This window comes from Kribbella sp. NPDC058693, assembly GCF_042715335.1.
In the GTDB taxonomy this organism is placed as follows: domain Bacteria; phylum Actinomycetota; class Actinomycetes; order Propionibacteriales; family Kribbellaceae; genus Kribbella; species Kribbella jiaozuonensis.
Genome location: NZ_JBHXSQ010000004.1, coordinates 1336895 through 1352138, shown reverse-complemented (window position 1 = coordinate 1352138; position 15244 = coordinate 1336895). Strand labels below are relative to the sequence as shown.

The following is a 15244-nucleotide window of genomic DNA, read 5'->3' as shown; positions in this document are numbered from 1 at the left end:
ACCCCCTACGAGCGGTAGACGATGACCTTGTCGCCGACGTGGACCTCGTCGAAGAGGACCTTGATCTTGGCGAGGTCGCGGACGTTCACGCAGCCGTGGGACGCGCCGTTGTAACCACGCGCCGCGAAGTCCGACGAGTAGTGCACCGCCTGGCCGCCGCTGAAGAACATCGCGAACGGCATCTTCGAGTCGTACAGCTTCGAGACGTGGTTCCGGCTCTTCCAGCCGACGGTGAAGCTGCCCTCGCGGGTCGCGGTCTTCACCGCGCCGAACCGGACGTCCATCTGCATCTTCACCACGCCGTCGACGACGTACCGCAGCTTGCGGGTGCTCTTGTCGATACACAGCGCCACACCGGTTGCGCACCGCGCGTCGAGCTTCTTGCCGTTCACCACCGGCGCCGGCGGATACAGCTCGGTCTGGGTCGGGACGTGCGTGACCTTGGCCAGCTGGTCGAGCGTGTTCTGGTCGACGTACCCGAGCTCGGGGATGCCCTTGGACTTCTGGAACTTCTTCACCGCGGCGCGGGTCATCGTGCCGAAGTCGTTGTCCAGGTACTTCTTCTCGAGCAGCTTCAGCTGCACCAGCCGCGCCTCGACCTTGCGGACGTTCGTCCCGCTGGAGCCGTTCTTCCACAGCGCCTTCGGGTAGATCGGCAGCTCGCCGCTGACCTCGAACGGCACGGTCTTCAGGTCGACGCTGGTCGCCGTCGCGGTCGTTCCGGAACTCAGGAGTGTCGCAATCACGCCGCCCACGACCAGCCCGCCCAGCGCCTTGCGAATGATCAGCCCACGCATCGGACACCCCTCTGAATCGACCGCATCCCTACACTGCTAGGACGTCCTCACCGGTCATTTGGTTGGCCTAGCGTACCGGAGGAAGCACTCATGGAGACCGTGTTCAGCTCCGTGGACGCCGGCGCCCGGATCGCCTACCGCGAGTGCGGCAGCGGGCCAACGGTCGTTTTCCTGCACGGAAATCCCACCTCGTCGTACCTGTGGCGCGACGTCCTGGGACCGGTGTCGGCCGTCGCCCGCTGTATCGCGCCGGACCTTGCCGGGATGGGTAGCTCGGGGCCGTCGCCGTCCGGCCAGTACCGCTTCCTCGACCATCAGCGGTACGTCGAGCGCTTCCTCGAGGCGCTCAGCCTGACCAGCGACGTGATCCTAGTCGGCCACGACTGGGGCGGCGTGCTCGCGACCGACTGGGCCCGGCGGCACCCCGACGCCGTCCGCGGGATCGCGTACCTCGAGACGCTGGTCGCCCCCGTCACCTGGGACAGCCCGAACGCCCCGGCGCCCGAGCTGTTCCGGCGCCTTCGCAGCCCTGAGGGCGAAGAGCTCGTGCTGCAGCAGAACGTCTTCGTGGAGACAGTCCTCCCGAGCGGCGTACTGCGTGACCTCGCCGCCGAGGAACTCGCGGCCTACCGCGCCCCGTTCGCCGAACCAGGTGAGAGCAGACGCCCGACGCTGACGTGGGCCCGCGAGATCCCCATCGACGGCAGCCCGGCCGACGTCCACGAGATCGTCGCCGCCAACGCCGCCTGGATGGCCGAGACACGGGTGCCGAAACTCTTCATCAACGGAGACCCCGGCGCACTGCTCACCGGGCCGCTCCGCGAACAGTGCCGGCGCTGGCCGAGCCAGCGGGAGGTCACGGTCGCCGGGCTGCACTTCCTGCCCGAGGACTCGGCGGCGGCGATCAGCGCCGCGTTGCTCGACTGGATCCCGCTCTGTGGAAGGAGCTCGTGATGGAGGTCGTTCTGAGTACCGCGGACATCACCACGGTGCCCGCGGATGCGATCGTGAACGCCGCTCATCACGCGTTGCGCGGCGGTGGTGGCGTTGACGGCGCGATCCATCGGGCCGGTGGGCGCGAGATCCTCGCGGAGCTGATCGAGCGGTACCCGGACGGCACACCGACCGGTACGGCGGTGTGGACGACGGCCGGCGCGCTGCCCGCGTCGTACGTGATCCATGTGGTCGGGCCGAACTACCTCGCCGGGCAACGGGATCCGGCGCTGCTCGAGTCCTGTTACCGCAACGCGTTGCGGATCGCGGACGAGCTCGGTGTGAAGACGATGACGCTGCCGGCGGTGTCGGCCGGGATCTACGGGTGGCCGGCGCAGTCCGCGGCGGACATCGCGGTTGCGACGTTGCGCAGTACACCGACGAACGTTGCCCAAGGCACCTTCTGCCTGGTGGAGCCGCGGCTGTTCACGGCGTTCCGGAACGCGACAGCGGCCGGGGAGTAGCTCCCCGGCCGCTGTCCTGAACGCTCAGCTCACTTGCTGTAGACGACAACCTTGTCGCCGACGTGCACCCGGGCGAACACCCAGGCGATCTTGTTCTTGTCGCGGACGTTCACGCAGCCGTGCGAGGCGCCGTTGTAGCCGCGCGCCTTGAAGTCCGACGAGTAGTGCACGGCCTGGCCGCCGCTGAAGAACATCGCGTACGGCATCTTCGAGTGGTACAGCGAAGAGACGTGGTTCTTCGACTTGCGGTAGACCTTGAAGACGCCGTTGCGGGTCGGCGTCTTCATCGCACCGAACCGGACGTCCATGACCTGGATCGGCTTGCCGTTCACCATGTACACCAGCTTGCGGGTCTTCTTGTTGATGCAGAGGACCCGGCCCTTGGTCACGCACCGCCGGTCGATCTTGTACTTGGCGATGAGCTTGCTGGTGGACGAGGCGGGAGCCTTCGTCACCGCCTTCGGCGGCAGACCCGCCGGCTTCGGCGCCGTCTGCGCCGACCCCGCAACCTGGGGTGCGGCCTCAGCCGAAGTGGTCGCCGACAGTGCGCCGACGCCCACGAACGCGACAGCCGTCAGAGTTGCGCAGACCTTACGCAGAATGCCCATGTTTCCCTTGTCCTTCCCCCAAAAGAGTGCTTCAACAAGACAGACGTCGCCGCATGGCGTCTGGTTGGTAACGAATCAGAACTTCTTTCCCCCACCGGCGACCGAGAAATTATGTATCACACCGATGTAGTCGCGGTCGCGCACTGTGAGCCACCGTGTCCACTTCGTGCCCTACGCGTTTCCCAGCAGCCACTTACGCCACAGAAGTCAGCGCTCTGAGCCGGCGCAGTACTTCGGGCGCCCCGAGAGCCTGCGCGGTCGCGTGCAGGTCGGGACTACGCGTCGCACCGGTGATCGCGACCCGCACGAGCTGCGAGGCCTCGCGGATCGAACCGGCGTACGCGTCCGGATCCTTCTTGTACTCCTTGGCGTTCGGCGCGAACCCGTGCTTGCCGGCGAGCGAACGGATCTGGTCGAACCACTCCTGCGGGTCGTCCAGGTGCTCGTACCCGGCGACCAGATCCTGCGCGAACGCCGTGGTGACCTCAGGCGCGACGCCGAGCGGTACCAGCCGTTCGTCGGTCGGACCGTCGACCGGGGCGAAGAGCTCGGGGAAGAAGAAGCCGTACGCCGACCGGAAGTCCGACCACTTGCGCAGGTCCTTGCGCGGGTTCTCGACGCCGTCGCGCTCGACCGCGAGGGCCCGCAGCGCGAGCTCCTTCTCGTTGTCGAGCACGGGAACGAGCTCAGCGTCGTACTCCGTCGCCCAGACCCGCGCCGCGTCGAGGATCTGCTGGCCGCTCAGGGTCGCGATGTAGTCGGCGCTGATGTCCTCCAGCTTCACGAGGTCGACCAGCGGACCGGCGACACCGCACTGGGACAGGTCGATCGGCGTGGTCAGCGCTTCCGCCAGCGGCATCTCCGCGAGCCGGCCGTTGGCCAGGCCGCGCAGGTAATACAGGACCGCGTCCGCGGGGTACCCGGCGCCGATGTAGAAGTCGACGCCCGCTTCGGGGTCCTTCCGCTTCGAGAGCTTCCGCTTGCCGCCCGGGATCTGCTTCATCAGCGGCGCGACGTGCGCGTACGTGATCGGCTCGAACTCGAGCGCCGCGAACAGCTGCTGGTGCAGCGGAACCGACGAGATCCACTCGTCGCCCCGGATCACCAGGTTCACCCGCATCAGGTGGTCGTCGACCGCGTGCGCGAAGTGGTACGTCGGAAGCCGCGGCGACTGGTCCGACGACTTCAGGATCACGGCGTCGTTGCGATTCGCCTCGTGCTCGAGCCGTCCACGGATCGCGTCGACGAAGCTGGTCCGCTGGCCGTCAGCGTCATCCGGAGCCCGGAAGCGCACGACGTACGGCGTACCTTCGGCCAGCTTCGCCTGGACGTCGGCCGGGTCGGCGTTGCGCCACAGCGCGTACTTCCCGTAGTACCCCGTCGGGACCTTGGCGGCCTGCTGACGCGCGGTGATCTCGGCGAGCTCGTCCTTGGTCGCGAAGCACAGGTACGCCTTGCCCTGCCGGAGCAGGTGCCGCACGTAGCTCAGGTAGATCTGCTCACGCTGCGACTGCATGTACGGCCCGTACGAACCCTGGCGCCGGTCCTCGTCGGAGCTGATCCGGAAGTAGGCGAAGGCGCGGTCGAACTGCTCGAGCGCCCCTTCGACCTCACGCGCCTGATCGGTGTCCTCGACGCGGACCAGGTAGACACCCTGGGAGTCCGTCGCGACGTCCCGATCGATCATCGCCGTGTAGATCCCGCCGATGTGCACGAACCCGGTCGGCGAAGGCCCGAACCGCGTGACCTTCGCCCCGTCCGGCAACTCACGCGCCGGATACTGCTCTTCCCAGTACGCCGGCTCCGGAAGCTCCGCCGGGAACAGACCGTCTACCACCGCGCGATCCAGCATCAGTTCTTGTTCTTGCGGCCGAGCTTCGAGCGCTCGATCTGGGTGAGTGCCACCTTGCGCATGCGGACCGCGTCCGGGGTCACCTCGACGCACTCGTCCTCGCGGCAGAACTCCAGCGACTGCTCAAGGGACAGCTTGCGGGCGGGGACGAGCTTCTCGAACTCGTCGGCGGTGGAGGACCGGACGTTGGTCATCTTCTTTTCCTTGGTGATGTTCACGTCCATGTCGTCGGAGCGCGAGTTCTCGCCGACGATCATCCCCTCGTACACCTCGGTCGTCGGCTCGACGAACATCGTGCCGCGCTCCTGCAGGTTGATCATCGCGTACGACGTCGCCGCGCCGGACCGGTCCGCGACCAGCGAACCACTCGGGCGCGTACGCAGCTCACCGAACCACGGCTCGTACCCCTCGAACACGTGGTGTGCGATCCCCGTACCGCGGGTGTCGGTGAGGAACTCGGTGCGGAAGCCGATCAGCCCACGCGCCGGCACCAGGAACTCCATCCGGACCCAGCCGGTGCCGTGGTTGGTCATCTGCTCCATCCGGCCCTTACGGACCGCGAGCAGCTGGGTGACCGTGCCGAGGTACTCCTCCGGGCAGTCGATCGTCAGCCGCTCGACCGGCTCGTGCCGCTTGCCGTCGATCTCGCGGGTCACCACCTGCGGCTTGCCGACGGTCAGCTCGTAGCCCTCGCGGCGCATCTGCTCGACCAGGATGGCCAGCGCCAGCTCACCACGGCCCTGCACCTCCCACGCGTCCGGACGCTCGGTCGGGAGCACCTTGATCGACACGTTGCCGACGAGCTCCTTGTCGAGCCGGTCCTTGACCAGGCGGGCGGTCACCTTGGTGCCCTTGCCGCGGCCTGCCAGCGGCGACGTGTTGGTGCCGATCGTCATCGAGATGGCCGGCTCGTCCACGGTGATCAGCGGCAGCGGCTTCGGGTTCTCCGCGTCGGCGAGGGTGTCGCCGATCATGATCTCCGGGATACCCGCGATCGCGACGATGTCGCCCGGACCGGCCGAGTCGCCGGGCACCCGCTCGAGCGCCTCGGTGACCAGCAGTTCGGTGATCTTGACACGCTCGATCGACCCGTCGTGCTTGCACCAGGCGACCTGCGCGCCCTTCCTCAGCGTGCCCTCGTGCACCCGGACCAGCGCGAGCCGGCCGAGGAACGGCGAGGCGTCCAGGTTGGTGACGTGGGCCTGCAGCGGCGCGTCCTCGGTGTACTCCGGGGCCGGCACGTTGTTCAGGATCGTCTCGAACAGCGGCTCGAGGTCCTCCGAGTCCGGCATCCCGCCGTCGGCCGGCTGGGTCAGCGACGCACGGCCGGCCCGCGCGGACGCGTAGACGACCGGGAAGTCCAGCGCGCTCTGGTCGGCGTCGTGGTCGAGCAGGTCGAGGAACAGCTCGTACGTCTCGTCGACGACCTCGGCGATCCGGGCGTCGGGACGGTCGACCTTGTTCACCACCAGGATCACCGGCATCTTCCGCGCCAGCGCCTTGCGCAGCACGAACCGGGTCTGCGGCAGCGGACCCTCGGAGGCGTCCACCAGCAGCACGATCGCGTCGACCATCGACAGGCCGCGCTCGACCTCGCCGCCGAAGTCGGCGTGGCCGGGGGTGTCGATGATGTTGATCGTCATCTGCTCGCCGTTGGCCATCTTGTGCCGGACGGCGGTGTTCTTGGCGAGGATCGTGATGCCCTTCTCACGTTCCAGGTCGCCGGAGTCCATCGCCCGCTCGTCGACGTGCTGGTGGGCACCGAACGCGCCGGACTGCCACAGCATCGCGTCCACGAGGGTCGTCTTCCCGTGGTCGACGTGGGCCACGATCGCGACGTTGCGCAGGTCGTTACGGACAGGCATGAGGAAGCGCTCCAAGCAGTCAGATGGGTTCAGGCGGTGGCTACGGCTGGTACACGTGCCACTCGACACAGGGCGCAGCCCTTTCATCTTACCGGTTACTGCGCGTGTCCCACGAACCGGGCATCCCTTTGACATTTGTTGACTGGACGTCCAGTCTATAAACGGCGCCTGGGGAGGGGCCGTAACCACGGGGGGTCAGCCCCGAGGCGCCGGGCACGAGGATGGGGGGTTGCCCGGCGCTTCAGGGCTTCGACCAGGAGAGGAATCCGTGCCGCGATCGGCCACCGTCAACCAGGAGATGCGCGAACGGTCCCGCGAACGCATCCTGGCGGCGGCTCTGGAGGTCTTCGCTGCCAACGGCTACGAGGCCGCCTCGATCTCCGACATCACCACTGCTGCGGGTGTCTCCCGCGGCCTGGTCTCGTACTACTTCGCCACCAAGGAACAGCTCGCCGCGGAGCTCCTGGACCGCTGGCTGGACGGCATCGCCGGCATCCTGACCATCCAGGGAACTCCGGATGAACGTTTGGCCGGCATCATCGACGGCGCCCTGATGGCGGCCGCGACCACGCTGCACATCCAGCGGCTCGCGATCAGCCTGATGATGCTGCCGACCACGCACGACGTGTTCGCCCGCGTCGAGCAGGCCAAGTCCGACCGGCTGTCGCTGGTCGAGGACGCGATCCGCGACGTCTTCGCGGCCCGCGGCGCCACCGACCCGGCCGTCGAAGAGATGTTGCTGAGGGCAACGTTAGAGGGCGTGACGGTCAAGCTCGCGATCTACCACGAGACCTTCCCGCTGGAGGCGATCCGCCGCCGCCTGTACGCCGGGTACGACCTGCCCGCCCCGGTCGCGTCGCTCCCGATCGTGTCGCCGGCGGTCGACCGGCTGCGCGCCAAGTGATCGGCGTACGACAGCGGGCGTAGGTCCGAAGCCCTCCGGTGGAGGATGCTCCGGCGGATCCTGAACGTCAGGGTGGGATGGCATGGAAACCATCTCTCGCAGAACGTTGCTGGGCGGCTCGGCACTCGGTGTCGCCGCTGCCGGCCTTCTTCCTTCAGCCGGTTATGCAACCGACGACAAGGTCACCCGGTGGATCACCGCGAACGCCAAGCCCGTCAACGAACTGAACGTCGGCAACGCGCAGATCGTCGGCCTCGGTGAGGCCGTCCATGCGACCGCCGAAATCACTCACCTCAAGCTCCGCATCATCCGCGACCTGGTCGAGCATCACGGCTTCCGCGCGATCGCGTTCGAGGACGACTGGTCGCTCGGCACTCAGCTGAACGACTACGTCCTCACCGGCCGCGGCGATCTGCACGCGCTGATGGGCCAGCTGAGCACGGAGGCTCGTACACACGAGAATGCGGAGCTCTTCGAGTACCTCCGCGCCTACAACGCCACGCATCGCGACAAGGTCCGGTTCGCCGGTTCGGAGTACTTCTCGACGCGGCGGCTCTCGTACGACGCGATCGCGGAGTACGTCGGTCGTCGGGCACCGCATCGGCTGGCGGAGCTGCACCGCAGTCTGGACCCGATCCGCCCGAACACCGACGACATGGGCGCGTACGTCCAGTGGTACTGGCAGGAGGTCAAGGACAAGGCGCCGTACGTCGCCAAGGCCCGTGCGGTCTACTCGCTCGTCCGCGATCTACCGCACCGGTCGAACGACCGCGACTACGCGCTCACCGAGCACCACGCGCGCCAGATCCGCTCGTTCTACACGGCATTCAGCCTGCCGGAGGACCAGAACTGGGTGTACCGCGATGCCCGCGCCGCCGAGAACGTCCGCTGGTGGCACGGCTTCACCCGCAACAAGGTCATCTACTGGGCCGCCAGCGCCCACACCGCCAACGCTCCGCACCTAACCGTCAACGAACCGCCGGTCAGCTTCCGCAGCGCCGGCTCGTACCTCCGCACCTGGTACGGCGACCGCTACCGCTCGATCGGCTGCACCTTCGACCACGGCACTTCCCTCGGCCCACTCACGATGCCGCCCGCGCCGGCCGATTGGTTCGAGCACCAGTTGACGGCGACCGGCCTGGACAACTTCATCCTCGACCTACACACCCAACCGCAGCCGGCACCGGTTCGCGCCTGGCTACGGCGCACCGCGAGGACCCGCGGCTTCCCCGACGCCGGCCCGACGTCCTATCTAACCGGCGACACGCTCGCCGACTGGTTCGACGTCGTAGTCCACACCCGCGGAGTAACCCCGACCCACCTGATCAGCTGAAGGTCTGTGCGTGGGGGCGGACTGCGCCGACGATGTTGTCGCCGCCGGTGAGGTCGAAGTGGAGGTGGGTCTCGATGGTCTCGTTGGTGATGCCGAGGCGCTGGAGGGTTGCTGCCATCACGACCTTGCGGGGGCGCGGCGTACCGTCCTCGAGCTTCAGCGCGATCCCGGTGCCGTCCGCGAGGCCGACGGCGTACACCCCCTCGGCGCCCGCCTTGCAGAACAGGCCCTTGGTGGCTCGCATCAGCTCGGCCTCGTCGCGCGTACTCCCGCTGGCGTACTCCGGGTGCGCGCGGAACGCATCGGCGATCCGGCCCTCGTCGGTCTCCGGGGCCGCTGCGGCGAACAGGCCGAACGAGCGGGCCAGGCCGGAGAGCGTCAGCGCGAAGATCGGTGCGCCGCAGCCGTCGACCGCGACGTACGACGCCTTCTCGCCGGCGGTGTCCTCGATCGCGGTCCGGATCTCCTTCTGCAGCGGGTGATCCGGCGACCGGTACGTCTTCAGGTCCCAGTCGTTGAGCTTGCTGGTCAGCAGCATCGCGGCGTGCTTGCCGGAGCAGTTCATCACGACCCGCTCCTTGCCGTGACCCGCCCTGACCCACGCGTCCCGGGCCTCGTCGTCGAGCGGGTACGCGACCGGCGTCAGCAGATCCGACTCGTCGAGACCGGCCGTCGCGAGGATCTTCCGTACGCCGTCCAAGTGGAACTGCTCGCCGGAGTGCGACGCGCCCGCGAGGGCGAGGAGCTCGTCGGTGAGCGGCAGCCCGTTGCGGAGCATGCCGAGGGCCTGCATGGGCTTGTTGGACGAGCGCGGGAACATCGGCTCGTCCACGATGCCGACGGCCCAGTCCACGCTGCCGTCGGGACGCGTCACCACGACGGAGCCGCGGTGGTGGCCTTCGACGAAGTCGCTACGGACGACGTCGGCCAGGATCACAGGTTCGGTCACGGCTGAACTGTACAGGTGCAAAATGCCGTGTTGCGAATGATTCCGCTCACAACCGGGCGCGGACATGCAGCCCGGCCTCGGGGTCGACCAGGACCTCCTGGCTCGCCTTCACCGTCGGCTGGTCCTCCGCCACCACGTCCAGCACAGCCTCGGGGTCCACGTTGCGTTTCACGACAGCCAGTGCAATCGGCCCCAGCTCGTGGTGCCGCGCCGCTGAGCCGATCAGGCCGACCTGCTTCTCCCCCGCCATGACGGCATCCCCGTGCTGCGGCAGGCGGTCCACCGAACCATCCAGGTGCAACCGCACCAGCCGCCGCGGCGGCCGACCGAGGTTGTGCACCCGCGCGACCGTCTCCTGCCCGCGGTAGCAGCCCTTGTCCAGATGTACGCCGACGCCGAGCCAGCCGAGCTCGTTCGGGATCGCCCGCTCGTCGGTGTCCAGCCCGAACCGCGGCGCCCCCGCCTCGATCCGCAGCGCCTCGTACGCCCACACGCCCGCGGCCTGGCCCTCCAGGCTGCCCAGCTCGGCGCGAGGCAGAAACACCTCATGCCCGCCGAACGAGTCCTCGCCGCTGCGGGTCAGGTGCTCGCCTTCCGCAGTACCTGGCCGCCAGATGATCGCGTAGTCGTCGCTCACGTCCGCAATCTCGACGCGAGACATGAACACCATCTTCTGCAGCCAGTCGACGAGCGCCTCGGCCGCACCGGGCTCGGTGTGCAGCCAGAACGTCTCGCCGTCGTCCACGCCGTACATCACGTGCTCCACGTGACCGGTCGGCGAGAGCAGCAGCGCGGTGGTCGACGTACCGGGCTTGAGCCCTTCGAAGTACTGGGTAGTCAGAGCGTGCAGCCAGGTCAGTCGGTCCGGGCCGGTGATCGTGACCACGTCGCGGTGCGAGAGGTCGACGAACGCCTCACCGGCGATCAGGGCCCGCTGTTCGCGAAGATCCGAGCCGTAGTGCGCGGCGACACCGGCGTCGAGTCCGTCGGCCTCGACCGCGCCGGGCCGGTCCAGCAGGGGGCTGCGCTTGCGTGACATGTCACCAGAGTACGTCGCGCGGCGTACGGCGAACGCCTCCCGTCGTGGGATGTGGACAGACCCCTGGTGCGGCGAGGCTGGAGCCATCAAACGACGGAGGGAGCAGGGCGATGAGCGACAGGCGATTCCGGTTCGGTGTGGCGGGCAGTCCGACCACCGGTGCGGAGTGGGTGAAGACGGTTCGGCAGGCGGCGGACCTCGGGTACGCGACCGTGCTGATGCCGGACGGCCTGCAGCTCCCCGCGCCGTTCGCGTCGCTGGCGATGGCGGCCGCTGTTGCCGATATCCGCGTCGGTACGTTCGTCGCGGCGGCGCCGCTGCGGACGCCGCGGCAGGCTGCTTGGGAGGCGCACACGCTGACGACGCTGACCGACGGCCGTTTCGAGTTCGGTATCGGGACCGGCCGGCCGGTCGCGGAGCAGCAGACGGCCGAGATCGGTCTGCCGTGGGGAACAGCCCGGGAGCGGCGGGAGCAGGTCATCGCGACCCTCGACCTGCTGCGTGAGCTCGACGGCGAACGCCGTACGCCGATCATGCTGGCCGCCGGCGGGCCGAAGGCGCTCGCGCTGGCGGCCGAGCGGGCGGACATCGTCTCGCTCGCCAAGGACGCGACCACGCCTCGCTCGGAGGTCGCGGCCGTCGCGCGCGAGTTGCGTGAGCTGGCCGGCGACCGCGCCGACGACATCGAACTCGCGATGAACCTGCTCGCGGCCGGTACCCGTCCGCTGCCGCCGTGGACGAAGCGTGCCTCCGGCGTCGACCCCGACGAGCTCGAGGCGATGGACTCGCTGATGCTGCTCCGCGGTACTCCGCAGCAGATGGCGGACGAGCTACTGCGCCGCCGCGAAGAGATCGGCGCGAGCTACATCAGCGTGAACTCGGGCTACCTCGAGGACTTCGCTCCCGTCATCGAGTTGCTGGACGGGAAGTAACAGCGCGCTGCCCGCCGATCTGTGGCTCGGCGGGCAGCGCGTGGAGGGGTGGGAAGTGGACTAGTGGCCGGACTGACGCGCCTCGACGGCCTCCGGTACGTCGCCCGCATGCGTGTCGCCGGCCGCGAAGGCGACCTCGTCGAACGGGTCCTCGCCCGCGAACACCTGACGCGCCTGGTCCTTGTCGAACTCGCCGACCCAGTGGCCGACCAGGACCGTCGCGACCGCGTTGCCGGCGAAGTTCGTCAGCGCACGGGCCTCGGACATGAACCGGTCGATGCCGACGATCAGACCGACGCCGTCGACCAGCTCCGGCCGGTGCGACTGCAGACCGCCCGCGAGCGTGGCGAGGCCGGCACCGGTGACGCCGGCGGCGCCCTTCGAGGCGACGATCATGAACAGCAGCAGCGAGATCTGCTGACCGATGGAGAACGGCTGGTCCATCGCCTCCGCGATGAACAACGACGCCATCGTCAGGTAGATCGCCGTACCGTCCAGATTGAAGGAGTACCCGGTCGGGACGGTGATCCCGACCACCGACTTGTCCACGCCGAGGTGTTCCATCTTTCCGATCAGTCGGGGCAGGGCGGTCTCCGACGACGAACTGGACACGATCAGCAGGAACTCACGACCGAGGTACCGCAACAACTGGAAGATCGACAGTCCGGTGACGAGGCGCAAAATGGTGCCTAGGACAACGATCACGAACAGCAGGCAGGTGATGTAGAAGGCCAGCATGATCTTGCCTAGGCTGACCAGCGCGTCCCAGCCGGTCGCACCGACGACCGCCGCGATCGCGCCGAACGCGCCGATCGGCGCCGTCCACATGATCATCGACAGGATCTTGAAGACCAGCCGCTGGATGTGACCGATACCGGTCAGGATCGGCTGACCCTTCGCGCCCATCGCCTGCAGTGCGAACCCGACGAGCAGCGCGACCAGGACGGTCTGCAGCACCTCGCCCTCGGTCAGCGAGGACAGCAGTGTCTTCGGGATGATGCCGAGGATGAAGTCCGTCGTACTCTCATGGGCGCCGGCGGCCTGTGCCTGGCCGGTCTTGCGCAGCTTGTCGGTCAGGTCGAGCCCGGCGCCCGGCTGCACGATGTTGCCGACCACGAGGCCGATGGCGAGCGCGACCGTCGACATCACCAGGAAGTAGGCGAGCGCGAGACCGCCGACCTTGCCGACGCTGGCGGCCTGCCGGACCGAGCCGATGCCGAGGACCAGCGTGCAGAAGATGATCGGGCTGATCAGCATCTTGATCAGGTTCACGAATCCGGTGCCGAGTGGTTTCAGCTCGACCGCGAAGTCCGGGAACAGGAAGCCGACACCGATACCGAGCAGGACGGCGACGATGACGGCGATGTAGAGGAAATGGGTCCGGTCGTTGCGGACCGGAGTCGGGCGGGGTTCGGTCGGGCTCGACATGGTGGGACTCCCTGTATCGGCCTGGCGGAGGGGTGGTTGGGGCGGTTGGGGACTTGGTGAGTAACTGTGACGTGACGCACAGGAGAAGTGCGCATTTCGTTCATATCGTTCGCCGTGCAAACTGTTCGGCATGAAACACCGTGCGTGGGAGCTGCGTCGCCAGGTGCTCTGGCTGCAGACCGTCACGGTCACCGTCCTGATCGCCATGGTCTGGATCGTGATGGTCAGCCGGTCCCGGGCGCAGGCCCTGCGGGACGCGGCGGCCACCGGCCTGCCCGCGCCGGGCTGGTGGGAGCTGGCCAGGCTCGACCTGCGCTCGATGCTCGGGATCGCCAGCCTGATGCTCGGGGTTGCGATCGCCGGGAACGCGCTCGTCACCTGGCGGGTACGTCGCGCGACGCGCGGCATGGGCACGCAGTCGCTGGCACGGATGCTCGACTTCTACGAGGGCGTCCTGCACGCGGCGCGTGAGGGGTTGATCCTGCTGGACCTCGACGGCCGGGTCCAGCTCGCGAACGACGAGGCGCTGCAGCTGCTCGGGTTGCACTCCGTGACGCCAGGTACGCCGTTGGAGGAGCTGCATCTGGGCGCCCCGCTGGCCGAGCTGCTCGCGACCGGGCGGACGGCGTACGACGAACTGCACCTCGGCGCGCAGGGCGTGGTCGTCGTCAACCAGCAGCCGTCGGGCCGCGGGCGGATCGTCACACTGCGGGATCACACCGAGTTGCAGCGGTTGCTCGGCGAGCTTGACGCCGTACGGAGTCTGGCGGAATCGCTGCAGGCGCAGAATCATGAGGCGTCGAACCGGCTGCACACGGTGGTCAGCCTGATCGAGATCGGTCGGCCGGAGCGGGCGCGGGAATTCGCGGTGTCGGAGCTGCAGTTCGCGCAGGCGATGACGGATCGGGTCGTCGGTACGGTCGGGGATCCGGTGCTTGCATCGTTGCTGTTGGCGAAGTTGGCGCAGGCGCAGGAGCGCGGGGTGGTGCTTTCGCTCGACCTCGGGCAGGAGGCGCTGAACACGCGGTTGCCGGCGCAGGACGTGGTGACGGTCGTCGGAAACCTGCTGGACAACGCGATCGAGGCTGCGCGGGGCGGGCCGGCGCCGCGGAAGGTGGAGTTCCGGGCGGTCGCGTTGGCGGATGCGATCGATCTGATCGTGACGAATACGGGTGCTGAGCTGGGGTCGGTGGAGTTGGCGCACATGTTCGAGCGCGGGTGGACGACGAAGGCCGAGCCGGGACACGGGCTGGGGCTTGTGCTGGTGCGGAGCACGGTCGAGCGGTGGCAGGGTTCGCTGATGGTTGATCCGGATTCCGAGCTGGATGAAGTACCGGCGCTGACCGTGCGAGTACGGCTGCCGCGGGCGGTGGGCGCGAGTGCCTGATCCGTTACGCGTCCTCGTCGTCGAGGACGATCCGGTGGCTGCGGAGGCCCATCGCACGTACGTCGATCGCCTGCCCGGCTTCGCGTGTGTGGGGATTGCCGGTACTGCGGGGCGCGCGCTGCAGCTGCTCGCGCGCGGCGGCGTGGACGTCGTACTGCTCGACATGCATCTGCCCGACGGTCACGGGCTCGACGTCGTACGACGAATGCGGGCCCTTGGCAACCAAACTGATGTCGTCGCGGTCACGTCCGCCCGCGAGGTAGCCGCCGTCGAGGCCGCGGCACGGATCGGCGTCGTCCAATACGTCCTGAAACCCTTCGCCTTCGAGACGCTCCGGGACCGACTGTCGGCGTACGCCCGCCGCCGCCGAGCCGCCGAATCCGGCCAGGTCGTCGCCGACCAGGACGAGGTCGACCGCCTGTTGCACCCAGCAACAGTCTCCTCGGTCCCCAAAGGCCTGGCCGGCTCCGTCCTGGACCGAGTAGTCCAACTCCTCGGCAACCGCGAAGGCTGGACCGCCGAGGAGATCGCCACCTCCCTGGGCACCTCCCGCATAACCGCCCGCCGCTACCTGGAACACCTGGCCGACCAAGGCCAAGCCCTCCGAACCCAACGCTACGACGGCCGCAGCGGCCGCCCCAAAGTCGAATACTCCTGGGTCTCCGAAAGCTAACCGCGGCCTGTACGGCTCGT

At 68.2% G+C, this 15244-nt stretch carries 14 protein-coding genes; 7 read left to right on the top strand and 7 right to left on the bottom strand.

All coding sequences use genetic code 11. The features are described 5' to 3' along the window. Window positions 1-5: 5 nt before the first annotated feature. A complete protein-coding gene (locus ACFWUU_RS32935; protein WP_380181355.1) occupies window positions 6-797 on the bottom strand; it encodes a L,D-transpeptidase family protein in 792 nt (263 codons plus the stop codon). 90 nt (window positions 798-887) lie between these two features. Here ACFWUU_RS32935 and ACFWUU_RS32930 point away from each other — a divergent pair, with 90 nt between their 5' ends. Together ACFWUU_RS32930 and ACFWUU_RS32925 are read left to right on the top strand one after the other, a co-directional pair. After that, the gene (locus ACFWUU_RS32930) at window positions 888-1751 is read left to right on the top strand and encodes a haloalkane dehalogenase (RefSeq protein ID WP_380181353.1); all 864 of its coding nucleotides are present in this window, start codon (window positions 888-890) and stop codon (window positions 1749-1751) included. After that, entirely contained in the window at window positions 1751-2254 is a 504-nt protein-coding gene (locus ACFWUU_RS32925; protein WP_380181351.1) for a macro domain-containing protein, read from the top strand. The genes ACFWUU_RS32930 and ACFWUU_RS32925 overlap by 1 nt, the downstream gene beginning before the upstream one ends. Before the next feature lie 29 nt (window positions 2255-2283). Here ACFWUU_RS32925 and ACFWUU_RS32920 read toward each other — a convergent pair whose 3' ends face one another. The 3 genes from ACFWUU_RS32920 to typA form a co-directional block, all read right to left on the bottom strand. Further along, window positions 2284-2862 carry a L,D-transpeptidase gene (locus ACFWUU_RS32920; protein ID WP_137252512.1) on the bottom strand — a complete coding sequence of 193 codons (579 nt, stop codon included), beginning with the start codon at window positions 2860-2862 and terminating at the stop codon, window positions 2284-2286. Window positions 2863-3055: 193 nt separating this feature from the next. After that, window positions 3056-4714, bottom strand: coding sequence for a glutamate--tRNA ligase (locus ACFWUU_RS32915; protein WP_380181349.1), 1659 nt, complete (start codon window positions 4712-4714; stop codon window positions 3056-3058). Continuing rightward, window positions 4714-6579 (bottom strand): translational GTPase TypA, encoded by a 1866-nt coding sequence (gene typA / locus ACFWUU_RS32910; RefSeq protein WP_380181347.1) that lies wholly within the window; start codon window positions 6577-6579, stop codon window positions 4714-4716. Before typA ends, ACFWUU_RS32915 begins: the two co-directional genes overlap by 1 nt. Window positions 6580-6847: 268 nt before the next feature. On the opposite strand from typA, the gene ACFWUU_RS32905 reads away from it, so the two are divergent. Then, window positions 6848-7483 (top strand): TetR/AcrR family transcriptional regulator, encoded by a 636-nt coding sequence (locus ACFWUU_RS32905; RefSeq protein WP_137252509.1) that lies wholly within the window; start codon window positions 6848-6850, stop codon window positions 7481-7483. A gap of 82 nt (window positions 7484-7565) precedes the next feature. Beyond that, on the top strand, window positions 7566-8816 hold the full coding sequence (locus ACFWUU_RS32900; protein WP_380181345.1) for an erythromycin esterase family protein: 1251 nt from the start codon (window positions 7566-7568) through the stop codon (window positions 8814-8816). Here the strand turns inward: ACFWUU_RS32900 and ACFWUU_RS32895 are convergent. Both ACFWUU_RS32895 and ACFWUU_RS32890 read right to left on the bottom strand, forming a co-directional pair. Continuing rightward, window positions 8809-9765, bottom strand: a complete 957-nt coding sequence (locus tag ACFWUU_RS32895; RefSeq protein ID WP_380181343.1) for an asparaginase — start codon at window positions 9763-9765, stop codon at window positions 8809-8811. The genes ACFWUU_RS32900 and ACFWUU_RS32895 overlap by 8 nt on opposite strands. Window positions 9766-9811: 46 nt before the next feature. After that, a complete protein-coding gene (locus ACFWUU_RS32890) occupies window positions 9812-10804 on the bottom strand; it encodes a YgfZ/GcvT domain-containing protein (RefSeq protein WP_380181341.1) in 993 nt (330 codons plus the stop codon). A 110-nt stretch (window positions 10805-10914) separates the two neighbouring features. On the opposite strand from ACFWUU_RS32890, the gene ACFWUU_RS32885 reads away from it, so the two are divergent. Then, window positions 10915-11736: an LLM class flavin-dependent oxidoreductase gene (locus tag ACFWUU_RS32885; protein ID WP_137252506.1), complete on the top strand. Its 822-nt coding sequence runs from the start codon at window positions 10915-10917 to the stop codon at window positions 11734-11736. A 60-nt stretch (window positions 11737-11796) separates the two neighbouring features. Here ACFWUU_RS32885 and ACFWUU_RS32880 read toward each other — a convergent pair whose 3' ends face one another. Next, window positions 11797-13164, bottom strand: coding sequence for a cation:dicarboxylate symporter family transporter (locus ACFWUU_RS32880; protein ID WP_380181339.1), 1368 nt, complete (start codon window positions 13162-13164; stop codon window positions 11797-11799). Between the two features lie 130 nt (window positions 13165-13294). Here ACFWUU_RS32880 and ACFWUU_RS32875 point away from each other — a divergent pair, with 130 nt between their 5' ends. Both ACFWUU_RS32875 and ACFWUU_RS32870 read left to right on the top strand, forming a co-directional pair. Next, window positions 13295-14551: a sensor histidine kinase gene (locus ACFWUU_RS32875; protein ID WP_380181337.1), complete on the top strand. Its 1257-nt coding sequence runs from the start codon at window positions 13295-13297 to the stop codon at window positions 14549-14551. Then, the gene (locus ACFWUU_RS32870) at window positions 14544-15224 is read left to right on the top strand and encodes a response regulator (protein ID WP_380181335.1); all 681 of its coding nucleotides are present in this window, start codon (window positions 14544-14546) and stop codon (window positions 15222-15224) included. The genes ACFWUU_RS32875 and ACFWUU_RS32870 overlap by 8 nt, the downstream gene beginning before the upstream one ends. Window positions 15225-15244 lie beyond the last annotated feature (20 nt).